Genomic DNA, 23,261 nt, shown 5'->3' with positions numbered 1-23,261 from the left:
CCCCTTCATGGTGATGCGGGCTGCGGCCTTTGCCGCTTGCCCGCACCTTGGCCGCCATTCCCTCTGACGGCCTTTTCCGGTCAGCCGTCTTGCGGCCCGAAACGCTGTTTCCCGCCGACGAAAGTGCGCAGCACCCTCGTCCGGGCGATGCTCGCCGGGGGAACGCTGCGCGGATCGGCATCAAGCACGACAAGGTCGGCGAGATACCCGCGCGCGATCAGCCCGAGCCGGTCTTCCTGGAAGCCGGCATGGGCGTTGGCACTGGTATAGGCAGTGAGCGCCTGTTCGACCGTGACCTTCTGGTCTGGCAGCCAGCCGTCCGGGTTGAGTCCGTCGATCGTCGCGCGCGTCACCGCGGCATGAATGCCGGCGATCGGGTCGAACGGCGCCACCGGCCAGTCAGACCCGAAAGTGACGCGCGCACCGGCGTCGAGCAGCGACTTGAACGCATAGGTGCCGCGCAGCCGCGATTCACCGATGCGCTTCACCGCCCAGCGGCCGTCGTCGATCGCGTGATAGGGCTGGACCGAGGCGATCACATCCTGCCGCGCGAAGCGCGGGATCGCCGCCTGGCTGAGATGCTGGGCATGCTCGATGCGGAAACGCCGGTCGCGCTTGCCGTTGACGCGGGCGACGTCCGCATAGATGTCCAGCAATTCGTCGTTCGCCTCGTCTCCAATCGCGTGGACCGTCACCGGCATGTGGCGCGCATCGGCAGCGGCGACCCATGTCGCGATGTCAGCGCGGGGCGTCACCCGCACGCCGCGCGTGTCGGGCGCATCGCTATAGGGATCACGGAACAGGGCGGTGCGCGATCCGAGCGACCCGTCCATCAGGCCCTTGACCCCGCCCCAGCGAATCCAGTCGTCGCCCCTGCCCTCGGCCGCAACGATCGCCGCCATCTTTTCCCAGTCGGCCAGCGGGACGAAGGAATAGAAGCGCATGTCCGGGCGCCCCTTCGCGCCCACGCGCCGCAGGGCATCGTACATCGACCAGTCGATCTCGGGCGAATGCGCCTGAGCTACACCCTTCGACAGGCCCTCGGCGATGCCGCCGCGCAGGATATCCTCGATCCCCGCCTCGTCGAGCTTCGGGATCGCGCGCTCGGCGAGCCAGGCGGCATTGTCCTTGAGGATGCCGGTCGGCTCACCCGCTGCGTCGCGCACGATCACCCCGCCCTCCGGCGGCACGGTGTTGCGATCGATCCCGGCCAGCTTCAGCGCGACCGAATTGAGCAGGATCATGTGCAGGTCGAGCCGGTTCACCGCCACCGGATGGTCCGGCGTAACCGCATCGATCCACGCGCGGGTCGGCAGGTCGCCGCCCCAGAGCTGCTCGTCCCAATAGCCGCCCTCGACCCATTGGCCGGGCTTGAGCAGCCGCGCCGCCGCGCCGACCCGTTCGGCAAAGGCGGCCGGCGTGCGCGCATCGCGCAGGCTCGGCTGACGCAGCATCGCCGATCCGCGCAGGAAATGCGTATGATTGTCGGTGAAGGCCGGCATCAGGAACGCGCCGTCCAGGTCGATCACGCGCGTCGCCCGGGTGGTCGCCGCACGAACCGCACCAGCACCGATCGCGGCAATCCTGTCGCCTACGACCCCCACCGCGGTGATCGTGTCCCGTTCGCGCCGCCCGGTCCACACCCGGGCATTGACCAGGGCGATATCAAGGCCGGGCGCCGCCGCCAGCAATGGCGAGGTCAGCATCATCGCAGCGCTTGCGCCGATGAACTGGCGACGATCGATCATGGACGACACGCGGAAAGGTGATGGGTTCGGTTCATGTCGACCATAGAGGGCCGACTCGGCGGATCACGAAACATCCAATTTTCGCGGAGTGGATGGGTCCAGTCCGGCCACGGCGCATCGGCATGCGGTGCCGGATCCTGGCCCCCTCAGCCGCTCACCACTCCGATCGCTTCTTCGGGCCAGTAGAGCCGCATCGGATTCGCGACGAGCAGCTTGTGCCGGAGCGTGGCGGAAGGCGCGATGCGGGGAATCACATCGACCAGCCCGCCATCGTCGGGGATGCGGTGTTCCATGTTCGGATGCGGCCAGTCGGTGCCCCACAGCACGCGGTCCTGATACTCCTCCACCAGCGGCCGCACCGCCGCGACGAAATCGTCATACGGCTCGCCCTGTGGCGACAGGCGGTCGGGGCAGGTCACCTTGGTCCAGATATCGTCGCGGCTGTCGAGCAGGGCGCGAAACGCCCACATGTCGGGGCCGTCCGGCCCCTGCGTGACATCCGGCCGGCCCATATGGTCGATCACGACCGGTACCGGGATGGCGGCGAGGAAGGGCCTCATTTCCTCAAGGATATCCGCCTCGAAATAGACGACGACATGCCAGCCCTCGGGCAGGCGCCCCGCCACCTCGAGGAACTTGTCCTTGGGCGCGTTGTCGACCAGCCGCTTGAGGAAGTTGAAGCGCACCCCGCGCATCCCGCCCCGATGCAGGTCCCGCAATTCAGCCTCGCTGATCGCTGGGTCGACCACGGCAACGCCGCGCGCCTTGCCGCCCGACCTGGCGATGGCGTCCAGCGTGGCGGCATTGTCCGTGCCGTGGCAGCTCGCCTGGACGATGACATTGCGCGCGAAACCAAGCTGGTCGCGCAGCGCGAACAGCATGTCGGGGCCGGCATCCTGGGGCTGGTATTTGGCGAGCGGGCTGAACGGAAATTGCGCGGCCGGGCCGAAGACGTGGCAATGCGCATCGACCGCGCCGGGTGGCGGCACGAAATGCGGTGCCGAGGGATGCTCGGCCCAGCTCCGGATGCGGCCCTTGTCGTCCGTGCTCATGCGAACACCTCCCCGTCCATCAATTTGCGTGCGGTGCGGAGCAGGGCGGCGGTCGCGACCTGTCCGTCAGCGCCCAGTTCAAGCACGCAGCTCATTTCTCCGGTCGGATGCTCGACCGACAATGTTTTGCGCGCCCCTTCCGGGATCGACGCGACCCCGGCCGCCGGCGATCCTTCGACCAGGCAGGCCGTCGCGACACTGACCGCGCCGAGCACGCCGATCGTTGCATGGGCGCGGTGCGGGATGAAGCTGCGCACCGTCACCGCGCCACCATGCACGGGCGGCGCGACGAGCATCATTTTCGGCACTGACTTCTCCGCCACGTCGCCGAGGTTCATCATCGGCCCGGCCTTCAACCGGATCGCCTCGATCTTCGCCTTGAGATCGCTCGCCGCGTCGAGCGTCTCGCGATCCTCATATCCCGTCGCGCCGACATCCCCGGCCCTGAACACGACGCAGGGCATGCCGTTGTCGATCAGCGTGCAGGCGACGCCGTCGATCATGTCGACCGCATTGCCCGTCGGCAGCAGCGCGCCGCAGGACGACCCGGCGGTATCGCGGAATTCAAGCGGAATCGGCGCGGCCGTGCCGGGCACACCGTCGATCCGCGCATCGCCCGCATAGGTCGGAACACCATTTGGCGTCCGCACGCTGGCGATAGCGACTTGGCCGGTATTGACCATGAAGATCGCGATGCGGGTTTCGTCGCCGCTCGCGGGAAACAGCCTGCGTTCGATCGCGAACGGCCCGACCCCGGCAAGCATGTTGCCGCAATTCTGCGCATCGCTGACGATAGCCTGATCGACGAATATCTGGAGGAAAAGATAGTCGACATCGACGCCGTCTCGCGTGGATCTGGAGACGACCGCGACCTTGGAAGTCAACGGATCGGCACCACCCATGCCGTCGATCTGGCGCGGATCTGGCGATCCCATCACGCGCAGGAGAAAGGCATCGCGTTCAGCGATATCGACAGGCAGATCGTCCGCGAGGAAGAAGGCACCCTTCGACGTGCCCCCGCGCATCCACATGCAGCGCGTGCCGTCTCGCATCACAACCTCCGTTCGCGTCGAGCGACGGAGAGGCGAGTGACGTCACTCATAGGTCAGCCCCAGCTCGGCCAGCTTCCCGCGCATATTATAGATATCGAGCCCCAGTTCGCCCGCCGCCAATCGCTGTCGCTTCGATTCCTCCGCCACCTCGCGCGCCTGCGCCTTTTGCAGGACCGCCGCCGCATCTGCCCGCCTGACCACGCACACCCCGTCGTCATCCGCCACGATCACGTCACCCGCCTCGATCGCCGCGCCCGCGCAGACGATCGGCACATTGACCGATCCGAGCGTCGCCTTGACCGTGCCTTGAGCGAACACCGCCTTCGACCAGACCGGAAAGCCCATATGGGTCAGATCGCGCACGTCACGGACACCCGCGTCGAGCACCAGCCCACGGCATCCCCGCGCCATCGCCGACGTCGCCAGCAGATCGCCGAAATATCCGTCCTCGCAGGGGGAGGTGGGTGCGAGCACCAGGATGTCGCCGGCGCGTAGCTGCTCGATCGCGACATGGATCATCCAGTTGTCGCCCGGCGGTGCCGAAATGGTAACGGCCGACCCGGCGATCCGCGCGCCCGGATAGATCGGCCGCAACCGGCTGGCGAGCAAGCCGATCCGGCCCTGCGCCTCATGCACCGTCGCGACGCCACACGCGGCGAGACCGTCGATCACCGATGCCTCGGCGCGCTCGATAGTGCGAATGACACGACCCGCCATGCTGATCTCCTTGCAGAAGCATCAGCCCTAGGCAGTAGTCGCATCGTGCCCCCAATCACAATTGCACCCACCTGATAAGTTTTTGCTATAGATGCGTTGATGGTCACGCCTTTCGACATGAATCTGCGCCACCTCCGGGCCCTCTCGGCGATCGCCGCGCATCGCAGCATGAACGCTGCGGCACAGGCCGTTAACCTGTCGCAGCCGGCGCTCACCCAGGGGCTCGCCAAGCTCGAACGCCAGCTCGGCGTGCCCCTGTTCGACCGCCATCCCGACGGCGTCAGCCCAACCGAAGCAGGAGTGTTGATGGCCGATCGGGCGACGACCGCGGTCGAGTATCTCACCGTCGCGACCAAGCCCGCACTGCGGCGTGGCGGGCGCGGCTTCGCCCGACCTGAGCAGCTCATGACGGCAAGTCAACTTCATGCCCTTCTGGCTTTGGCGGATGCCGGCAGTTTCGTCGGCGCCGCGGCGGCAACCGGCCTGTCTCAGCCTTCTCTCCATCGCGCGGTGCGCGACCTGGAGCAGATCTGCGGCGTCGCCCTGGCCGAGCGGCGCGGGCGCGGTGTCGTCCTCACCACCATGGGACGGCGGCTCACGCGCGGGGTAAGGCTGGCGGCGCAGGAACTCGCCGCCGGCATTGCCGAAGCAGCCGGAGAGCAGGACAGCGGCCGGATCGCGATCGGCGCGATGCCACTATCGCGCGCCCTGATCCTGCCCGCCGCCATCGCTGCCTTCGTCCAGGGTTCGCCGCGTGCGCTGGTCGATGTTGCGGAAGGCTCCTGGCGCGAACTGGTAGAACCGCTGCGCGACGGCGTGATCGACCTGATGATCGGGGCATTGCGCGACGAGACTCCGCCCGGGCTCGACCAGCGCGCGCTGTTCACTGATCGGCTGGTGGTGATCGGACGGGCGGGCCATCCCCTGGCCGGAAAACCAGTGGTGACGCTGGACGACCTGTCCCGCTATGGCTGGATCGTCGGCCAGGCCGACACGCCTCTTCGGGGCCACTGGAACGCCTTGTTTGCCGGGCGCCCGATGCCCGACGCGCCGATCGAATGCGGGTCGGTGATGGTGATCCGCGGTGTCCTGCGCGGCAGCGACCTGCTTACCCTGTTGTCGCCCGATCAGGTGGCCATGGAGATACGGGGCGGCATCCTCGCCGCGATCAGCCGGCCGCTCGACCATGGCGTGCGCACCATCGGTATCACCACCCGCACCGGCTGGCGGCCCACGGCGGCACAACGTCGTTTTATCGCCCTGCTGCAAACCGCCGTTTCCGATACAAGAATTCGGGAAAACCAATAGCCCGGTCGACAATTGGATTGGCGGGTGCGGGCCCGTGTCACCTAGGCCTGCTTCATGGACGCGACATTCGCCTTTATCGGGTTCGGAGAAGCCGGCGCGGCCTTTGCCGGAGGCTCCGCAGCGTTCGGCTATGATCGCAAGACCGACGAGCCCAGCCTGCGCGCCACAAAGCTCCACGATTTCACCAGGGCCGGCGTAACGGCCTGCGCCGATGCCGCCGAGGCGATCGGGCGCGCCGGTGCCATCCTCTCCGTGGTTACGGCCGACCAGGCGCTCGCCGCCGCGCGGTCGGGCGCGTCCAGTATCGCAGCCGGCACCTTCTGGTTCGACATGAACAGCGTCGCGCCCGACACGAAGCGGGACGCGGCAACGCTGATCGAAGCGTCCGGCGGGCGCTATGTCGACGTCGCGGTGATGGCGCCCGTCCACCCCGCCCGGCGCGCCGTGCCCCTGCTGCTGAGCGGACCGCATGCCGGGATCGGCGCGAAAATGCTGACGGCGTTCGGCTTCACCAATGTCACGGTCCTGGCCGGCCCGGTCGGCGCGGCGTCTTCGATCAAGATGATCCGCTCCGTGATGGTGAAGGGGCTCGAGGCGCTGACCGCCGAATGCTTCCTCGCGGCGGAGAAAGCCGGCGTGGCCGGCGAGGTCGCCGCCTCGCTCGACGCTGGCTGGCCGGACATCGATTGGGCAGACAAGGCCGATTACAATCTCGACCGAATGATGGTGCATGGCCTTCGCCGCGCGGCGGAGATGGAAGAGGTCGTGAAGACGCTCGACGCGCTCGGCACCGGTTCCGCGATGACGCGCGGCACGGTCGAGCGCCAGCGGGCGATCGGTGTGCTCGGCCTGACGCCGCCTGAAGGCCTCAAAGCAAAATGCACCGCCCTTTCGCCGTTGGTTTCGAGCGACGTCGAAAAACAGGCGTCCCGTGCAGGTTTCTCGACGTCGCTCGAAACGAACGGAGGTTTCACGATCCCGGACCAGGAAGCGGACCCAGCATGACCATGATCATTGATTGCCACGGCCATTATACTACCGCGCCCGCGCAGCACGACGCGTGGCGCGACGCGCAAAAGGCCGCGTTCAAGGCCGGCGAGACGCCCCCGCCCTTCCCCGCCATCTCCGACGACGAGATTCGCGAGACGATCGAGGCGAATCAGCTCAAGCTCCTGAAGGAGCGCGGCGCCGACATGACGATCTTCAGCCCCCGCGCCTCGACCATGGCGCACCATGTCGGCGATGAAGCCGTCAGCAAGGCCTGGGCGCACGTCTCGAACGATCTGATCGCCCGCGTGTGCGATCTCTATCCCGAGACCTTCGCCGGCGTGTGCATGCTGCCGCAATCGCCCAAGGCCGATCTGCAGGGATCGATCGAGGAGCTGGATCGCTGCATCACGGAGCTCGGCTTCATCGGATGCAATCTCAATCCCGACCCCGGCGGCGGGCACTTCGCCTTCCCTGCCCTGACCGATCGTTACTGGTATCCCTTTTACGAAAAGATGGTCGAGCTTGACGTGCCGGCGATGATCCACGTCTCGGGCTCCTGCAACCCGGCGCTTCACGCGACCGGCGCCTTCTACATCGCGGCCGACACCATCGCCTTCATGCAGCTGATCCAGGGCGACCTGTTCAGGGATTTCCCGACGCTCCGCTTCATCATCCCGCATGGCGGCGGGGCGGTGCCCTATCATTGGGGGCGCTATCGCGGCCTGGCCGACATGCTCAAGCAGCCGAGCCTCGACACGCATGTGATGAACAATGTCTGGTTCGATACCTGCGTCTATCACCAGCCCGGCATCGACCTGCTCGCCGAGGTGATCGACACCAAGAATATCCTGTTCGGCAGCGAGATGGTCGGCGCGGTGCGCGGCATCGATCCGCAGACCGGCCAGTATTTCGACGATACTAAACGCTATGTCGACGCGCTGCCCGTCAGCCCCGAGCGGAAGCACGCGATCTTCGAGGGCAATGCCCGGCGGGTGTTCCCCCGCCTCGACGCGAAGCTCCGGGAGCGGGGCCTGTGACGACACCGCGCGACATCCACGCCTATCTGGCCGAATTCGACGACATTCCCGGCACGCGCGTCTTCACCGCCGCCCGGGCACGGCAGGGCTATCACCTCAACCAGTTCGCGATGAGCCTGATGAAGGCGGAGAATCGCGACCGCTGGAAGGCCGATGAGCGCGCCTATCTCGACCAGTGGAAATTGAGCGAGGAACAGAAACAGGCGGTGCTCGACCGCGATTACAACCGCCTGCTCGACCTGGGCGGCAACATCTATTTCCTCGCCAAGGTCTTCTCGACCGATGGGCAGAGCTTCCTCCAGGCGGTCAGCACGATGAGCGGCATGAGCCTGGAAGAGTATTCGGCGATGATGATCGCCGGGGGCAGGTCGCCCGAGGGCGTCCGCTCGATCAAAAAGGGGTACTGACATGGCGCGCATCACTGCCGGTGTGGCGAGCAGCCATATCCCCGCGCTCGGCGCCGCGGTCGATCTCGGCAAGACGGACGAGGACTATTGGAAGCCAGCCTTTGCCGGCTACGACTGGACCAGGGCGTGGGAGAAGGAGGCCAAGCCCGACGTCGTGATCCTGGTCTATAACGACCATGCCTCAGCCTTCGACATGAAGATCATCCCGACCTTCGCGATCGGCTGTGGCGAGGAATTCAAGCCAGCCGACGAAGGCTGGGGCCCGCGCAAGGTGCCGACCGTCATCGGCCATCCCGATCTCGCCTGGCATATCGCGCAGAGCCTGATCCTCGACGAATTCGACATGACCATCATCAACGAGATGGACGTCGATCATGGCCTGACCGTGCCCTTGTCGATGATGTTCGGCCAGCCCGATGCCTGGCCGGTCAAGGTCATCCCGCTCGCGGTCAACGTCGTCACCTACCCGCCACCCTCCGGCAATCGCTGCTGGGCGCTGGGCGAGGCGATCGCCCGCGCTGTCGAGAGTTTCCCGGAAGATCTCAACGTGCAGGTCTGGGGCACCGGCGGCATGAGCCACCAGCTCCAGGGCCCGCGCGCCGGGCTGATCAACAAGGCATGGGACAATGACTTTCTCGACGGCCTGATCGGCGACAGCGATCGCCTGCGCCATATCCCGCACATCGAGTATCTGCGCGAGACGGGCAGCGAGGGCATCGAGATGGTGATGTGGCTCGTCATGCGCGGCGCGCTCGGCAAGGCGACCAAAGTGCTGCACCGCCATTACCATGTGCCCGCCAGCAACACCGCCGTCGGGCACATCGTGCTTGAGCCGATCTGACCTTTCTCCCCTCCCGCGTGCGGGAGGGGTCGGGGGTGGGCTCGCGCTCTCCTCCAAAGACATCGCTCGCGGATAGCGGGCGCCCACCCCTGCCCCTCCCGCAAGCGGGAGGGGTGAAGAAGGAAAAGCCCATGAAGATCGCCCTGGCCGGTGCCGGCGCATTCGGTGAAAAACACCTCGACGGCCTCAAGCTGATCGACGGCGTCGAGGTCGTATCCCTTGTCGGCCGTCGTCTGGAACCCACCCGGGCGATTGCCGACAAATACGGCATCGCCCACGCCACGACCAATCTCGCCGACAGCCTCGCGCGCGACGATGTCGATGCGGTGATCCTCTGTACCCCGACTCAGATGCACGCCGACCAGGCGATCCAGTGCATGAACGCCGGCAAGCACGTCCAGGTCGAGATCCCGCTGGCCGACAGCCTGGCCGATGCCGAGGCGGTGCTGGCGAAGCAGCGGGAGACCGGCCTGACCTGCATGGTCGGCCACACGCGCCGCTTCAACCCGAGCCACCAGTTCATCCATAACCGGATCGAGGCGGGCGACTTCGCCGTCCAGCAGATGGACGTGCAGACCTATTTCTTCCGCCGCAAGAACATGAACGCCAAGGGCGAGGCGCGGAGTTGGACCGACCATCTGCTCTGGCACCACGCCGCGCATACCGTCGATCTGTTCGCCTGGCAGGCCGGGCCGATCGTCAAGGCCAACGCCATCGAAGGGCCGATCCATCCCGAACTCGGCATCGCGATGGACATGTCGATTCAGCTGAAGGCGGAAAGCGGCGCGATCTGCACCCTCTCGCTCAGCTTCAACAATGACGGGCCGCTCGGCACCTTCTTCCGCTATATCGGCGACACCGCCACCTATATCGCCCGCTACGACGATCTGTTCACCGGCAGGGAAGAGGCGATCGACGTCTCGAAGGTCGCTGTCTCGATGAACGGCATCGAGTTGCAGGACCGCGAATTCGTCGCCGCGATCCGCGAAGGCCGCGAGCCCAACAGCTCGGTCGCGCAGGTGCTGCCCTGCTATCGCGTGCTCGACTCGCTCGAGCGGCAACTCCAGGCGTGAAGACCCGGGTCGCGATCATCGGCGCTGGTCCGGCCGGCCTGTTGCTCGGCCATCTGCTCCGCGCCGAAGGGATCGACTGCGTCATCCTCGAACGCCAGACGCGCGACCATGTCGAAAGCCGCATCCGCGCCGGCGTCCTCGAAACCATGACGACAGGCCTGATGCGCCGCCTCGACGTGGACGAGCGGATGAACGCCGAGGGGCTGATCGAGGCGGGCTTCAACCTCGCCGATGGCGAGCGGCTGATCCGAGTCGATATCACCCGCCTCACTGGCAAGCATGTCATGGTTTACGGCCAGACCGAGCTGACCCGCGACCTCATCGCCGCCGCGCCGGGGCGCGGACTGGAGATCGTCTTCGAGGCGAAAGACGTCGGGCTGTACGACGTCGATAGCGACACCCCTTTCGTTACCTGGTCGAAAGACGGCGTGGCCCAGCGCCTCGACGCCGACTTCATCGCCGGCTGCGACGGTTTCCACGGCCCCTCGCGCAAGGCTTTCCCCGCGTCGGTCGCCCGCGAATTCGAGCGCGAATATCCGTTCGGCTGGCTCGGCATCCTGGCCGATGTGCCGCCCTGTCATCACGAGCTGATCTATTCGAACAGCCAACGCGGCTTCGCGCTCGCCTCGATGCGTTCGGCGACGCGCAGCCGCTATTATGTCCAGGTACCGCTGACCGACACGGTCGAGGACTGGCCCGAGGAGCGACTGTGGGACGAACTCGCGCTGCGCTTCGACCCGATCTCAAGCCGGGGCGTCACACGCGGGCCGGCGCTTGAAGTCTCGATCGCCCCCTTACGCTCCTATGTGTTCGAGCCGATGCGCCATGGCCGCCTCTTCCTCGCGGGGGATTCAGCGCACATCGTGCCGCCGACCGGCGCCAAGGGCCTGAATCTCGCCGCCTCCGATGTCGCCTATCTCTCCGACGCGCTGATCGCCCATTATCGGCGCAATGATGAAGCCGGGCTGAAGGGCTATCAGGCGAAGGCGCTCGCCCGCATCTGGAAGGCCGAGCGGTTCAGCTGGTATCTGACCAAGCTGATGCACCGTTTCCCGGAAGATGGCCCGTTCGAACACCGCATGCAGATCGCGGAGCTGGACTATGTCGCCTCGTCCGAGGCAATGCAGACCGCGATCGCCGAAAATTATGTGGGACTGCCGCTGTAACCATGACCCTGCCCATCCGCCGGATCGGCCCCTTCTCCGTCTCCGCCATCGGCCTCGGCGCGATGGGCCTGAGCCATGCCTATGACATCGCGCCCTCGGCGGAAGACGGCGCGCGCCTGCTGAACCGCGCGCTCGATCTGGGCGTCACCCTGATCGATACCGCCGCGCTTTATGGTGCCGGGCGTAACGAGGAACTGATCGCCGGCGCGATCATGCACCGCAAGGCCGAATTCACCCTGGCGAGCAAATGCGTGCTCGAGGTGATCGACGGCAAACGCGTGCTCGACGGCTCGCCCGAAGCAATCACCCGGTCGGTCGAATGCTCGCTTGCCCGGCTGCGCACTGACCATATCGACCTGGTCTATCTGCACCGCCCCGACAGGACCGTGCCGATCGAGGACTCAGTCGGTGCGCTCGCCCGCCTGAAAGAGGCGGGCAAGATCGGCGCGATCGGCCTGTCGGAAATGAGCGCCGAAACCATCCGTCGCGCCCAGGCGGTCCATCCGATCGCGGCGGTCCAGACCGAATATTCCCCGATCGTGCGCAATCCCGAAGTGGCGGTGCTCGAAACCTGTCGCGATCTCGGCATTGCCTTCGTCGCCTTTTCGCCAGTCGCCCGCGGCCTGCTCGCCGGCGCGATCAACAACGACCGCTACGCGACGGGCGACATCCGCAGCTATATGCCGCGCTTCGTCGAACCCAATCTCTCGCACAATCTCCAGGCGGTCGCAGCGTTCGACGCGCTCGCCGCCGAGATCGGGCTGACCCCGGCCCAGCTTGCCCTTGCCTGGGTCCTGGCACGCGGCGAGCATGTCGTCGCGATTCCCGGCACGCGCGATCCAGCGCATCTCGAAGAGGATGTGAAGGCAACATCGGTCACCCTGAGCGGAGAGACGATCGCGCGGATCGATGCGATCTTCGCCCCCGGGACGATCCGGGGCGCGCGATATGCGGCGCCGTTGCAGGCTCAGGTCAGCACCGAACTGCTTCCCGGCGAGGAACTCGCCTGATCAGGACCAGTCCCGCAATCCAGGCATATGAGGCGTAACCGAAGGAGCACTTCACCTGGAGCTGGACTGACGCCGCGGTACCAATATCGGCAGCAAAATTCCGCGCCCGGTGCCGGCTACCCCCTTCGGGACGCAAGCACGACCGCTCGCATCTCGCCGACCTGCCAGAGGATCAACGTCGGCAAACCGATCGCCAGGTCGCGGGCACGCTTGGCCAGGGACAGCGCAAGCGCCGTTTCCGGCGGCAGGCCGAACAGCGGGGCAGCGAGCGCATAGGCAGCCTCCTGAACCCCGATCGCGCCCGGCACGGCGAACGCAACGCTCCTCAGCGTGAAGATCAGGCTCTCGATCGAAAGCGCCGACCAGATCGAGATATCCGCCCCCATCATCAGCAGCACGATCCAACCGCCGATTCCACTGGCGATCCACCCCAGCAAATTGAGCGCGAAGGCAAGCGCGACGCGCCTGCGGCGCGAATAGGTCTCCCGCAACGCGTCGGTGATCCCGGTCATGGCGACGACCGACCCGGGCAGGAAATGCTGGGCGACCCGCCCCGCCAGGCCGAGCGCGGGGCGCTGCGCGAAGAAGAACATCACCATCCCCGCGATCATCACCCCGGTGCCCCCCAGGATGAGCGGACGAAGCGCCGCCGCTTCGCCACCACCGGCGAGCAGGGTGACCATCATGGCAAGACCGAACAGGGTGAAGACGAGCTGGGCGCCCATTTCAGTCGTCATGTCGACCACGAACGACGCGTAGACCCGGGATGCCGGGATACCGGCGGACGTCAAAGTCCGCGTACCGACGACGATGCCACCGATCTGTGAAAAGGGCAGCAGATCCGATACCGCCTCCCGCACCGCCCGCGCCCAGGCGAACAGGCCGATCCGGTCGAGCGGCTCCCCGGGCGCCGCCGCCAGCCAGGCGCCGCCGAGAATGAAGAAGGTACCGATCGAAAAGGCGCAGAAGATCAGGAATCCGTCGATCCCGATCCGTCCCGCGACCGCCAGCACGCTGCCGAGCCCGATCGAGCCAAAGGCCCAGACCGCGGCAGCCAACCCAGCCAGTGTCGCGAGCAGCATGCCCGCGCGTGCGAAATTCTTCAGGCGATGCCTCCCTTGCGTCCACCCGCGAAACGCAGCGCGAGACGCATCATCGCCGGCACGAAACGCGGCCGGATCAGTCGATCGTCATAAGGTGCCAGACGCCGGTCATTCTCGGCAAGGCAAATCCGGGCGAGCTCCGGAAAAGTCACCTCGACCCCCAGCTCCTTCGAGCCGTTGAGGGTAAAGTTGTTCTCCTGCGCCTTGGTATTGTCGTCACCCATGCCCTTGGCCATGCTGATCCGCTCGCCGATCAGGAACATCCAGACGATCAGCACCTTTGCCTCGAACAGCGGTCGGCGCCACCAGGGCATGTTGCGGCGCCACCAGGCGACCCAGTTGACGAAGAACAGGATGTGCCGCCCCTCCTCGCGCATCACCGGCTCGAAGGTGTCGACCAGCTCTTCCGGAAAGAAACCGGAATCCTTGGCCAGCTTGAACAGGCCGAAACCGAAAAAGCTGTCGATGCATTCCGAATAGCCGGTGCGCATGAAAGCGAATTCCGGGTCGCGCGGGCGCTTATATTCTGCCTCGGGCGCGAGCTCGATGCCGTACGCCTGGACCATGTCGGCAAGCACGATCTTGTGCCTGCTCTCCTCGAACCCGTTCATGTCGACCGCCGCCTTGAGCAGCGGGTCGGCGATCCCTTCACCAAAGGTCTTCACGTTCATGCCGGCCCGGCCCTCGGTGGCGACGGCGATGTCCCAGATCGGCAGCGAGACGATCTTGTCGCGTGTCTCGGGATCGAGCTTTGGCCAGTCGATCAGCGCGGGGCGATAGGGATCATGCGTGTCGAGCATGGTCTGGCAGAACAGCGCCCGGTGCGCGGCGCTCCCAAGGCGGATCGGGCCGGCGGGGACTGGCTCGGGCTGGGCGAAGTGGCGGAAGCCGTTGGCGATATTCATGGCACTGGTCTCAAGCGAAGTCGGTGAAGCCCCCCAGCATGATCCTCTCGCGCACCACGGCCTCGCGTGCAAGAGGGTCGGTCAACGCCGCCAGTTCGTCCCGGTATGCGTAGCCCGGTGCGTGCGTCGGATAGTGATCGTCAGTGGCCGGGTGCGTGTAGATTTCCGTCAGGCCGTCCGGAAGATGCTCGATCAGCCCACGAACCCGCGCCGCATCCATCGCCCCGGACCAGGCGAGGCCGAACACCTGATCGGGCACGCACATTCCAGCAGCGCGCATGCGACGCCGGACGAGCAGTGCCCAGAGCCTGGCAATATCGACGCCGCCAGCGCCGGGTTCGATCTTCTCGAGGACGTCGCGCGGCTCGATCGGGGCGCGGACCGATTTCATGCCGTAGCGCTTGCCAGTCTTCAGGATCGCGGAGGCAATGGTCGGGTGCAGGTGGAAATGCTTGTGCGCGTTGACGTGATCAAGCCTCAGGCCGGTCGCGGCGAACGCAGCGAACTGCGCCTCCACCTCAGCGAGAAGCTGCCGGCGCGCGGTCGGATTAGCGAAGATGGTAATGCCAGCGCGAACCATGTCGGTGCGGAAATGTCCGGTCGCGTCGACCAGTTCCGACACCTGCCCGGGCGGGAGCGTGGGCCTGCCCTCCACGAGAACGACATGCAGGCCGACACCGAGCTTCGGCATCGTCCTCGCCCGCGCAACCGCGTCTGCGGCGGCAGCGCCCGAGACCATCAGGCTGGCGGCAGTCAGGATGCCGTTACAATGGGCCTGCTCCACGGCTTCGTTGACCGCGATGGCAGCACCGAAATCGTCGGAGGTCACGACGAGGCGCTTCACCACAAGCCCTCTCCCCTCAGGGGAGAGGGTTGGGAGAGGAGCAGCAACGAGCGGCAGCGCTTAGGACTGCCCCTCTCCCCTACCCTCTCCCCGGAGGGGAGAGGGAGAAAGGTCACGCCGCTTCCTTGCGCCGGCGCAAGAAGTCGAAAAATTCCACACCCTCGCGCAGGCGGCGCTTCATCATGTTCCAGTCGCGCAGCATCTCCGACACGATCGACCAGATCTTGGACGGACGGAAATAGAAGCGTTTGTAGAATTCCTCGACCTTGTCGAAGATCACGCTTGCGGGCAGATGCGGATAGCTGAGCTGCGCGATCTGGTTGCCGCCGTCGGTCAACAGATCGTTGCTGTTGTCGAACCAGCCATTCTCGGTCGCCTGCTTGTACAGGAAGGTACCGGGATAGGGCGCCGCCAGCGAGACCTGGATGGTGTGCGGATCGATCTCCTTGGCGTAGTTGATCGTTTCCTCGATCGTCTCTTCGGTCTCCCCGGGCAGGCCGAGGATGAAGGTGCCGTGGATGACCACGCCGAGCTGGTGGCAATCCTTGGTGAACTGCCGCGCCACGTCAGTGCGCAGGCCCTTCTTGATGTTGTGCAGGATCTGCTGGTTGCCGCTCTCGTAACCGACGAGCAGCAGGCGCAGGCCGTTGGCCTTCAGCACCTCAAGCGTCTTGCGCGGGACGTTGGCCTTGGCGTTGCAGCTCCACGACACGGGAAAGCCCTTCTTGCCGAAACCGAGCTTGCCGAGCGCGATCGCCAGTTCCTCGACGCGGTCGTGGTTGTCGGTCAGCGTATCGTCGTCGAAGAAGATCTCCTTGGTCTCGGGGATGTTCTCCAGGATGTACTGCACCTCCTCGATCACCTTGGGGACCGAGCGGAAGCGGTAATTATGGCCGCTGATCGTCTGCGGCCACAGGCAGAAGGTGCAGCGGCTCTTGCAGCCGCGACCGGTGTAGAAGCTGACATAGGGATGGAGGAGGTAGCCGCCGAAATATTTGTTGATGGTCAGGTCGCGCTTGTAGACCGGCGAGACCATCGGGAGGACGTCCATGTCCTCGATGACCGCGCGATCCTTGTTGCGCACGAACGCGCCGTCGGGTGCGCGCCAAGTGATGCCGTCGACGGTCGCAAGCGGTGCGCCCTGGGAAATCTCGAGGATCGTGAAATCATATTCCTCGCGCGCGACGAAATCGACGTGCGGCGTCGCGGCAAGGCTCTTGTCGGGCTCGACCGCGACTTTCGCGCCGACGAAGCCGATCAGGATCTTCGGGTTGCGCTCCTTGATCAGCGCGGCGGTACGGATGTCTTGGCCGAAGCTTGGCGTCGAGGTGTGGAGGATGACGAGGTCGCGATCGTCGAACTCGTGCTTGATATCGTCCCAGCTCTGGTCATGCGCGGGCGCGTCGATCAGCTTCGAACCCTCGACCATCGCCGCCGGCTGGGCGAGCCAGGTGGGGTACCAGAAGGACTTCACCTCGCGCTTCATCTGATAGCGCGCGCCGGCGCCGCCGTCGTAACCGTCGAACGAAGGGGCCTGCAGAAACAAGGTACGCATCATGCGGAAATCTCCGGATCGGCCGAAACGCGGCCGTCATCTTCCATTTTAAGCCGTTGTCCGCGCCAATCAACCGACGCGACGAAGAAGCTTGCGACGAATATAGCGACGGTGAGGCAATCGCGCATCGGTAGAAGCCACCATGGCGCCGTCGTTACACCAGCCGCGCGGTCGACGAAACGGGCGATCGCGATGCGGGCAAACAGCGCCGACAGGGCAATGGCAAGCCCGACCGGATGGGCCGGGACCAAGGCTGCCCCCAGCAAGGCGAGCGGGAAGGGCATGCCGACCACCGATCCGACATAAGCGCCCGGCACCACACCACGCACCGTCGCGCCCCACCGCAGTTCGTGCCGCCACAGCTCGGCAAAGCTTCGCTCGGCCGAAGCATGGGTGACGAGCATCGGCGGTACCGCGACCTTCTGCCCGAGCGCATGAACCGCCTCGCCGATCGCATAGTCATCGGCCAGCACGTCGGCGAAGCGTTCGAAACCACCAATCCGATCGAGCGTTTCGCGCCGCATCGCGATGGTCGAGCCCATGCACGGCCGGGCCAACCCCATCGCGACGCCGAACACGGCCCCGGGCAGGAACTGGTAGCTGAGCCCCGCGGCGCCGAGCCGCGACCAGAAGCCCGCATCGCCGCGCCCGCGATACAGGCAGGTCACGGCGCCGACACCCGCCACGTCGAGCGCGGCCAGGACCCGGGAGAGATAGTCCGGCTCAGCGACCATATCGCTATCGCTCAGCACCAGGATCGGATGTCGGACCTTGCCCATCATGTTGATGAGATTGGAAATCTTGCGATTCGCGCCATGATTCGCAGGGTCGATCACCAAATCTACCGCGATATGCGGATATCGGGTGCGCAGAGCCTCGACCACGGCGATGGCCGGGTCGTCATGTGCCTGCACGCCGCAGAGGAGCTGGACCGGACCGGCATGATCCTGCACGAGGAAGCTCGCCAGGTTTTCGAGCAGGCGTGGTTCGGCGCCGTGGAGTGGCTTGAGCAGGGTCACCGCTTCGGCGCGAGGCGATGATGCGGTTCGCGACGCCATGAAACGCCGGAACACGATCGTGGCGGCGATCATGTAGAAAGTGCCGATGATGCCGAGGCCCAGCAAAGCCCAACCGAGGATCACGAACGCGATCATTCAGATGAACTCTGCAAATCCTTTTCCCCTTGCGGAAGAAGGTGGCGCGACGCGCCGAATGATGGGGAGTGAGGCTCAAAACGCGCGCGAATGTCCCCCTCACCCTTCCGTCGCTGCGCTCCTCCCCCCCTCTCCCACAGGGAGAGAGGGAATGAGCAGTACGACCGACTAATCACATCCCGCATCGCGCCTCCCTATCGCCCCCGGCCCATCCTGTGTAGAGCGCGCGATCGAAGGATGCGGAGGCGGGGTGAACCAGGATTCAGGTACGGTGCTGGTCACCGGCGTATCGGGTTTCGTCGGATCGGCGGTGGCGCGCGCGCTTGCTGCACAAGGGCGGCAGGTCCGGGGTCTCGTCCGCGCGACCAGCCCGCGCGCCAATCTTGCCGATTTTCCCGGCACGCTCGTGGAAGGCGATGCGCGCGATCCCGCAGCGATGGCCGAGGCGATGCGCGGGGTGAGACATCTGTTCCATGTCGCCGCCGATTACCGGATCTGGGCTCCCGACCCCGAGGAGATCGTCCGCAACAATCTTGCCAGCACGCGCGCCGTGATGGAGGCGGCACTTGCCGCTGGGGTCGAGCGGCTGGTCTATACGAGCAGCGTGGCGACGCTGAAGCCCGATCCCACCGGTCCGGCCGACGAAACCCGCGCGGCCACCCCGGAACAGGCGGTCGGCGCGTATAAGCGCAGCAAAGTCGTGGCCGAACGGCTGGTCGAGCGAATGGTCGCCGAACGCGACTTGCCGGCGGTGATCGTCAACCCCTCCACCCCGATCGGCCCCCGCGACGTGCGGCCGACGCCAACCGGGCGGATCATCGTCGAGGCGGCGAACGGCAAGATGCCGGCCTATCTCGATAGCGGCCTCAACCTGGTCCATGTCGACGATGTCGCCACAGGCCATCTCCTCGCGCTGGACCGGGGCCGGATCGGCGAGCGCTATATCCTTGGCGGCCGGGACGTGCGCCTGGCCGATATGCTGGCCGTCATCGCCGGGATCATGAAGCGCCGCCCGCCCACGATCAGCCTGCCGCGCGCGCCGCTCTTCCCGCTGGCCTATGCCAATGAAGCGCTGGCGCGGCTGACCGGCAAGGACCCGTTCCTCACGGTCGACGGGCTGAAGATGGCGAAGCACCACATGTTCTTCACCTCGGCCAAGGCCGAGGCTGAACTGGGATATCACGCCCGCCCCTGGGAACAGGCGCTGACCGACGCGATCGGGTGGTTCAGGAATGCGGGAATGATCCGGTGATTGCGCTCGCCCTCGGTGGCGTGAGCCTCGTCATCTGGCTCGGCCTGGTCCTCGCCCATGGCGGCTTCTGGCTGGCGCGCGAACGCGACACGAACGACCAGCCGCGCGATCCCGCTGAATGGCCCGACGTGGTCGCCATCGTCCCCGCCCGCGACGAGGCCGAGGTGATCGGCCGAGCGATCGCCAGCCTGCGCGCGCAGGACTATCCTGGCCGTTTCCATGTGATCCTGGTCGACGATTCGAGCAGCGACGGCACCGCCGACATCGCCCGCGCCACCAGCGGAGCCCATCCTCTCGACATCGTGACCGGCCGGCAACTCGCCCCGGACTGGACCGGAAAGCTCTGGGCGGTGGCGCAGGGAGTCGAGCATGCCGGCCCTGTTCCACATTATCTATGGCTTACCGATGCCGATATCGCGCATGAACCCGACACGCTTCGCACCCTCGTCGCACGGGGCGAGGCGGGCCACCTCACTTTGGTGTCGCTGATGGCGGAACTGCGCTGCACCAGCCTGGCGGAGCGGGCGCTGATCCCGGCCTTCGTGTTCTTCTTCCAGATGCTCTACCCGTTCGGCCGCGTGAATCGCCCGAACGGCCCCGGCGCCGCGGCCGGCGGCTGCATGCTGGTGCGACGCGACGCGCTGGCGGCGGCGGGCGGTATCGCCGCGATCCGCACCGCCCTGATCGACGATTGCACGCTTGGCGCCCTGCTGAAGAAACAGGGTCCGATCTGGCTCGGCCTCACTCATCGCTCGCGCAGCATCCGCGCTTATGACGATACCGGGGTGATCGCGGCGATGATCTCGCGCTCGGCCTATGCCCAGCTCGGCTATTCGCCGCTGATGCTGCTCGGCACGCTGATCGGCCTGGCCCTGGTCTATGGCGCCCCCCCGGTGCTGGCGCTGGCCGGCACCGGCTGGGCTCAGATCGCCGGGGCGACCGCGTGGCTACTGATGGCGATCTCGTTCCAGCCGATGTTGCGCTTCTATCGCCGGTCCCCGCTCTGGGGAATTGCCCTTCCGTTGATCGCGGCTTTCTACGCCGGCTGCACCTTGCTATCGGCATGGCAGCATATGCGAGGACGTGGTGGAATGTGGAAAGGCCGCGCGCAGGCGACGGGGACGCTTTGATGGAAGCGGCCGACCTCGCCTCGGGCAAGGGACATCGTGACGAGAATTTCCCGGTCGCCTCGGTCCTGCTCAAATCCGAACACCGCGCACCGGTGATGGCCTTTTATCGTTTCGCCCGCGTGGCCGACGACATCTCGGATCACGAGACGCTGCCGGCGGCGGAGAAGCTCGCCCAGCTTGGCCGCATGCGCGCCGGTCTCGATGGCAAGGCGGAGGGTAGCGCCGAAGCGCTCGCGCTGCGCACAGTCATGGCCGATTACCGGCTCGATCCGGTTCATGCGCATGACCTGCTCGGCGCATTCGAACGCGACGTGACGGTCACGCGGTACGAGGATTGGGATGGGCTGATGGGCTATTGCCGCCTCTCGGCGATGCCGGCTGGGCGTTACGTGCTTGACGTGCATGGGGAGGATCGCGCCACCTGGCCAGTCTCCGACGCGCTTTGCGCCGCATTGCAGGTGATCAATCACCTTCAGGATTGCGCCAAGGACTACCGCACGCTCGACCGCGTCTATATCCCGGCCGAGACCTTCGCCGAAACCGGCGCGCGGATCGAAGATCTGAGCGCCGATCGCGCCACGCCGGCATTGCGGGCCGCGATCGTCTCGCTCGTGGGCAAGACCCGGATCCTGCTCGGCACCTCAGCCGGCTTTGCCGCGACGATCGCCGATCGCCGCCTCGCGGCCGAGGTAGCGATCATCCACCGCCTTGCCGTCAGCCTGTGCGGCCGGCTGGAGACGCGCGATCCGCTCAGCGAGCGGGTGCATCACAAATCCTGGGAAGCCGCCTTCCTGGCCACCGGTGCCGCCGTCGGCAGCCTGTTCAGGCGCGCGGCATGAATCCCGATTCGACCCCGGCCGCCCTGCAGCAGCAGGTTTCGGGCAGTTCCTTCTATGCCGGAATGCGCGTGCTGCCCAAGGCCGAGCGCGAGGCGATGTACGCGATCTACGGCTTTTGCCGGCTGGTCGACGATATCGCCGACGACCAGCAGGGCGATCGCGAAGGCCGGGCCAGGGCGCTCGATGCCTGGCGCGCCGATCTCGATTCGCTCTATGCCGGTGGTCCGCCCGGCCAGGCGGTGCTGGTCGCCGATGCCGTCGAGCGCTTCAGGCTCGATCGCGCCGACTTCGAGGCGGTGATCGACGGCATGGCGATGGATGTCGATCGCGACATCCGCTGGCCGCCCATGGCCGAGCTCGATCTCTATTGCGACCGGGTCGCCTCGGCGGTCGGGCGCCTGTCGGTACGGATCTTCGGCATGGACGAAGCGCCCGGAATCGCGCTGGCCTATCATCTCGGCCGCGCGCTGCAATTGACCAACATCCTGCGCGACGTGGACGAGGATGCGGGTATCGGCCGGGTCTATCTGCCCGCCGAGGAGATCGCCGCGGCCGGCATTCCCTTTACCACTCCCGTGGACGTCGTCGGTGATCCCCGGATCGATGCCGTCTGCCGGGCGGTCGCTGCAACGGCGCATGACCATTATCGCAAGGCGCATGCGCTGCTCGCGACCCGCCCGCGCGGCCACCTGATCGCACCGCGCCTGATGGAGGCAGCGTACGCCAAGGTGCTGAAACAGACTGAGGCGATCGGCTGGAAGCCGCCGCGTCGCCGGGTAAAGGTGTCAAAGCTGGCACTCCTCCTGACTGTCGCGCGGCTGTGGCTGACGCGTTGACCTTTACCCGGGCGACGATTGCCGGAGCGGGGCTGGCGGGGCTTTCCGCCGCGGTCGCGCTGCGCAAAGCCGGCATCGCTGTCTCTATCGCCGATTCGGCTGCGCAGGCGGGCGGACGGTGCCGCTCCTATCACGATCCTCAGCTCGGCCTGACGATCGACAACGGCAATCATCTCGTTCTGTCCGGCAATCCCGCGGTGGCGCGTTTCCGCTCGGCCGTGGGTGCGACCACACCGCTGGCCGGGCCCGAGCACGCCGATTTCACCTTCCAGGACCTGACGACAGCCAGGCGTTGGACGGTACGCATCAACGACGGCCCCCTTCCCTGGTGGATCGCCGCACCAGCCCGCCGCGTACCGGGCAGCGGGATCGCCGACTATCTGCCTCTCGCCAGATTGCTGTCGCACCGCGAAGGCCGGATCGACCAGCGCATCGCCACCAGCGGACCGGCCTGGTCGAAACTGCTTGAGCCCGTGCTGCTCGCGGCGCTCAACACCGCCCCCGGCGAATCGTCGACGATGCTCACCGCCAATATCCTGCGCGAAACGATCGCAAAGGGTGGCCGCGCCATGCGCCCCCGCATTGCGGAACCGAGCCTGGCCGCCGCCTTTATCGATCCTGCCCTTGCCTGGCTCGATGAACGGGGAAGCGCGGTAGCGCTGGGCCGCCGGCTTCGCACGGTCGCGTTCGATGGCGACCGGGTGACCGGCCTTGACTGGGGCGCGGGCATGGAGCCGGTCGCTGCGGACGAAGCCGTCATTCTCGCCGTGCCGCCCTGGGTCGCTACCGCGCTGGTGCCAAACCTTCAGGCCCCCGACGATTTCCGCGCCATCGTCAACGGCCATTTCGCTCTGCCCGCGCCCGCTGATGCGCCGGCGATGCTCGGCCTGTTCGGCGGCACCGCCGAATGGCTGTTCGCCTTTCCCGACCGCCTCTCGGTGACGGTCAGCGCCGCGGAACGGCTTGTCGACCTTGATCGCGAGACGCTGGCGCGGACGTTCTGGGCCGACGTCTGCGCCGCGCTGGCGATCGAAGCGCCGATGCCGACCTGGCAGATCGTGAAGGAGAAGCGCGCGACCTTCGCCGCGACGCCGGAGCAGAATGCCAAGCGCCCGTCCGCCGCGACGCGCTGGCGCAACCTGTTCCTGGCGGGCGACTGGACCGACACCGGGCTGCCCGCCACGATCGAGGGCGCCCTGCGGTCGGGAGAAACCGTGGCGCGCCTCGCGCTCGCGCGTTAGG

The 23,261-nt window shown here is 66.4% G+C and carries 22 protein-coding genes; 13 read left to right on the top strand and 9 right to left on the bottom strand.

The window, feature by feature from the left end:
• Positions 1-80: 80 nt before the first annotated feature.
• The 4 genes from P0Y59_22205 to P0Y59_22190 all read right to left on the bottom strand — a co-directional run bounded on the left by P0Y59_22205 (position 81) and on the right by P0Y59_22190 (position 4,569).
• Complete coding sequence (locus P0Y59_22205) at positions 81-1,748, bottom strand: amidohydrolase (protein WEK02655.1); 1,668 nt, start codon at positions 1,746-1,748, stop codon at positions 81-83.
• Between the two features lie 146 nt (positions 1,749-1,894).
• Positions 1,895-2,800: an amidohydrolase family protein gene (locus tag P0Y59_22200; GenBank protein ID WEJ99588.1), complete on the bottom strand. Its 906-nt coding sequence runs from the start codon at positions 2,798-2,800 to the stop codon at positions 1,895-1,897.
• Positions 2,797-3,852: a 4-oxalomesaconate tautomerase gene (locus P0Y59_22195; GenBank protein ID WEJ99587.1), complete on the bottom strand. Its 1,056-nt coding sequence runs from the start codon at positions 3,850-3,852 to the stop codon at positions 2,797-2,799. The genes P0Y59_22200 and P0Y59_22195 overlap by 4 nt, the downstream gene beginning before the upstream one ends.
• 42 nt (positions 3,853-3,894) lie before the next feature.
• A complete protein-coding gene (locus P0Y59_22190) occupies positions 3,895-4,569 on the bottom strand; it encodes a 4-carboxy-4-hydroxy-2-oxoadipate aldolase/oxaloacetate decarboxylase (GenBank protein WEJ99586.1) in 675 nt (224 codons plus the stop codon).
• 99 nt (positions 4,570-4,668) lie between these two features.
• Here P0Y59_22190 and P0Y59_22185 point away from each other — a divergent pair, with 99 nt between their 5' ends.
• From P0Y59_22185 to P0Y59_22150, 8 genes are all read left to right on the top strand, one after another.
• Positions 4,669-5,877, top strand: a complete 1,209-nt coding sequence (locus tag P0Y59_22185) for a LysR family transcriptional regulator (protein WEJ99585.1) — start codon at positions 4,669-4,671, stop codon at positions 5,875-5,877.
• A 54-nt stretch (positions 5,878-5,931) separates the two neighbouring features.
• A complete protein-coding gene (locus P0Y59_22180) occupies positions 5,932-6,882 on the top strand; it encodes a DUF1932 domain-containing protein (protein ID WEJ99584.1) in 951 nt (316 codons plus the stop codon).
• Positions 6,879-7,904, top strand: coding sequence for an amidohydrolase family protein (locus P0Y59_22175; protein ID WEJ99583.1), 1,026 nt, complete (start codon positions 6,879-6,881; stop codon positions 7,902-7,904). Before P0Y59_22180 ends, P0Y59_22175 begins: the two co-directional genes overlap by 4 nt.
• Positions 7,901-8,311, top strand: a complete 411-nt coding sequence (gene ligA, locus P0Y59_22170) for a protocatechuate 4,5-dioxygenase subunit alpha (GenBank protein ID WEJ99582.1) — start codon at positions 7,901-7,903, stop codon at positions 8,309-8,311. Before P0Y59_22175 ends, ligA begins: the two co-directional genes overlap by 4 nt.
• A 1-nt stretch (position 8,312) precedes the next feature.
• Positions 8,313-9,152 (top strand): class III extradiol dioxygenase subunit beta, encoded by an 840-nt coding sequence (locus P0Y59_22165; protein ID WEJ99581.1) that lies wholly within the window; start codon positions 8,313-8,315, stop codon positions 9,150-9,152.
• 131 nt (positions 9,153-9,283) lie between these two features.
• Positions 9,284-10,225 carry a Gfo/Idh/MocA family oxidoreductase gene (locus P0Y59_22160; protein ID WEJ99580.1) on the top strand — a complete coding sequence of 314 codons (942 nt, stop codon included), beginning with the start codon at positions 9,284-9,286 and terminating at the stop codon, positions 10,223-10,225.
• Positions 10,222-11,391: a 4-hydroxybenzoate 3-monooxygenase gene (pobA, locus tag P0Y59_22155; GenBank protein WEJ99579.1), complete on the top strand. Its 1,170-nt coding sequence runs from the start codon at positions 10,222-10,224 to the stop codon at positions 11,389-11,391. Before P0Y59_22160 ends, pobA begins: the two co-directional genes overlap by 4 nt.
• Before the next feature lie 2 nt (positions 11,392-11,393).
• Positions 11,394-12,401 carry an aldo/keto reductase gene (locus P0Y59_22150; protein ID WEJ99578.1) on the top strand — a complete coding sequence of 336 codons (1,008 nt, stop codon included), beginning with the start codon at positions 11,394-11,396 and terminating at the stop codon, positions 12,399-12,401.
• A gap of 116 nt (positions 12,402-12,517) precedes the next feature.
• Here P0Y59_22150 and P0Y59_22145 read toward each other — a convergent pair whose 3' ends face one another.
• The 5 genes from P0Y59_22145 to hpnI all read right to left on the bottom strand — a co-directional run bounded on the left by P0Y59_22145 (position 12,518) and on the right by hpnI (position 17,962).
• Positions 12,518-13,483 carry a lysylphosphatidylglycerol synthase domain-containing protein gene (locus P0Y59_22145; GenBank protein ID WEJ99577.1) on the bottom strand — a complete coding sequence of 322 codons (966 nt, stop codon included), beginning with the start codon at positions 13,481-13,483 and terminating at the stop codon, positions 12,518-12,520.
• 20 nt (positions 13,484-13,503) lie between these two features.
• Positions 13,504-14,409, bottom strand: a complete 906-nt coding sequence (locus P0Y59_22140; protein ID WEJ99576.1) for a ferritin-like domain-containing protein — start codon at positions 14,407-14,409, stop codon at positions 13,504-13,506.
• Between the two features lie 10 nt (positions 14,410-14,419).
• Positions 14,420-15,253 carry a hopanoid biosynthesis-associated protein HpnK gene (hpnK, locus tag P0Y59_22135; protein WEJ99575.1) on the bottom strand — a complete coding sequence of 278 codons (834 nt, stop codon included), beginning with the start codon at positions 15,251-15,253 and terminating at the stop codon, positions 14,420-14,422.
• Positions 15,254-15,365: 112 nt separating this feature from the next.
• On the bottom strand, positions 15,366-16,811 hold the full coding sequence (hpnJ, locus tag P0Y59_22130) for a hopanoid biosynthesis associated radical SAM protein HpnJ (GenBank protein WEJ99574.1): 1,446 nt from the start codon (positions 16,809-16,811) through the stop codon (positions 15,366-15,368).
• Positions 16,808-17,962, bottom strand: coding sequence for a bacteriohopanetetrol glucosamine biosynthesis glycosyltransferase HpnI (hpnI, locus tag P0Y59_22125; GenBank protein WEJ99573.1), 1,155 nt, complete (start codon positions 17,960-17,962; stop codon positions 16,808-16,810). Before hpnI ends, hpnJ begins: the two co-directional genes overlap by 4 nt.
• Before the next feature lie 250 nt (positions 17,963-18,212).
• Between hpnI and P0Y59_22120 the strand changes: the two genes are divergently transcribed.
• Genes P0Y59_22120 through hpnE form a run of 5 tightly spaced genes read left to right on the top strand, consistent with a single transcriptional unit; the run spans position 18,213 to position 23,260 of the window.
• Complete coding sequence (locus P0Y59_22120) at positions 18,213-19,214, top strand: NAD-dependent epimerase/dehydratase family protein (protein WEJ99572.1); 1,002 nt, start codon at positions 18,213-18,215, stop codon at positions 19,212-19,214.
• On the top strand, positions 19,211-20,344 hold the full coding sequence (locus P0Y59_22115) for a glycosyltransferase (protein ID WEJ99571.1): 1,134 nt from the start codon (positions 19,211-19,213) through the stop codon (positions 20,342-20,344). Before P0Y59_22120 ends, P0Y59_22115 begins: the two co-directional genes overlap by 4 nt.
• Positions 20,344-21,183, top strand: a complete 840-nt coding sequence (hpnC, locus tag P0Y59_22110) for a squalene synthase HpnC (protein WEJ99570.1) — start codon at positions 20,344-20,346, stop codon at positions 21,181-21,183. Before P0Y59_22115 ends, hpnC begins: the two co-directional genes overlap by 1 nt.
• Positions 21,180-22,019: a presqualene diphosphate synthase HpnD gene (gene hpnD, locus P0Y59_22105; GenBank protein ID WEJ99569.1), complete on the top strand. Its 840-nt coding sequence runs from the start codon at positions 21,180-21,182 to the stop codon at positions 22,017-22,019. Before hpnC ends, hpnD begins: the two co-directional genes overlap by 4 nt.
• On the top strand, positions 22,004-23,260 hold the full coding sequence (gene hpnE / locus P0Y59_22100; protein ID WEJ99568.1) for a hydroxysqualene dehydroxylase HpnE: 1,257 nt from the start codon (positions 22,004-22,006) through the stop codon (positions 23,258-23,260). The genes hpnD and hpnE overlap by 16 nt, the downstream gene beginning before the upstream one ends.
• Position 23,261: the final 1 nt, after the last annotated feature.

Origin of the sequence: Candidatus Sphingomonas phytovorans (assembly GCA_029202385.1) — a bacterium.
In the GTDB taxonomy this organism is placed as follows: domain Bacteria; phylum Pseudomonadota; class Alphaproteobacteria; order Sphingomonadales; family Sphingomonadaceae; genus Sphingomonas; species Sphingomonas phytovorans.
This window is presented reverse-complemented; position numbering and strand designations above follow the sequence as displayed.

Coding starts and splice junctions, on each gene's coding strand:
- P0Y59_22145 (WEJ99577.1), bottom strand. CDS start 13,483: ATGCTGCTCGCGACACTGGCTGGGTTGGCTGCCGCGGTCTGGGCCTTT.
- P0Y59_22150 (WEJ99578.1), top strand. CDS start 11,394: ATGACCCTGCCCATCCGCCGGATCGGCCCCTTCTCCGTCTCCGCCATC.
- P0Y59_22205 (WEK02655.1), bottom strand. CDS start 1,748: ATGATCGATCGTCGCCAGTTCATCGGCGCAAGCGCTGCGATGATGCTG.
- P0Y59_22175 (WEJ99583.1), top strand. CDS start 6,879: ATGACCATGATCATTGATTGCCACGGCCATTATACTACCGCGCCCGCG.
- P0Y59_22180 (WEJ99584.1), top strand. CDS start 5,932: ATGGACGCGACATTCGCCTTTATCGGGTTCGGAGAAGCCGGCGCGGCC.
- P0Y59_22165 (WEJ99581.1), top strand. CDS start 8,313: ATGGCGCGCATCACTGCCGGTGTGGCGAGCAGCCATATCCCCGCGCTC.
- P0Y59_22190 (WEJ99586.1), bottom strand. CDS start 4,569: ATGGCGGGTCGTGTCATTCGCACTATCGAGCGCGCCGAGGCATCGGTG.
- P0Y59_22160 (WEJ99580.1), top strand. CDS start 9,284: ATGAAGATCGCCCTGGCCGGTGCCGGCGCATTCGGTGAAAAACACCTC.
- hpnD (WEJ99569.1), top strand. CDS start 21,180: ATGAATCCCGATTCGACCCCGGCCGCCCTGCAGCAGCAGGTTTCGGGC.
- P0Y59_22140 (WEJ99576.1), bottom strand. CDS start 14,409: ATGAATATCGCCAACGGCTTCCGCCACTTCGCCCAGCCCGAGCCAGTC.
- hpnJ (WEJ99574.1), bottom strand. CDS start 16,811: ATGATGCGTACCTTGTTTCTGCAGGCCCCTTCGTTCGACGGTTACGAC.
- hpnI (WEJ99573.1), bottom strand. CDS start 17,962: ATGATCGCGTTCGTGATCCTCGGTTGGGCTTTGCTGGGCCTCGGCATC.
- hpnC (WEJ99570.1), top strand. CDS start 20,344: ATGGAAGCGGCCGACCTCGCCTCGGGCAAGGGACATCGTGACGAGAAT.
- P0Y59_22195 (WEJ99587.1), bottom strand. CDS start 3,852: ATGCGAGACGGCACGCGCTGCATGTGGATGCGCGGGGGCACGTCGAAG.
- P0Y59_22185 (WEJ99585.1), top strand. CDS start 4,669: ATGGTCACGCCTTTCGACATGAATCTGCGCCACCTCCGGGCCCTCTCG.
- P0Y59_22200 (WEJ99588.1), bottom strand. CDS start 2,800: ATGAGCACGGACGACAAGGGCCGCATCCGGAGCTGGGCCGAGCATCCC.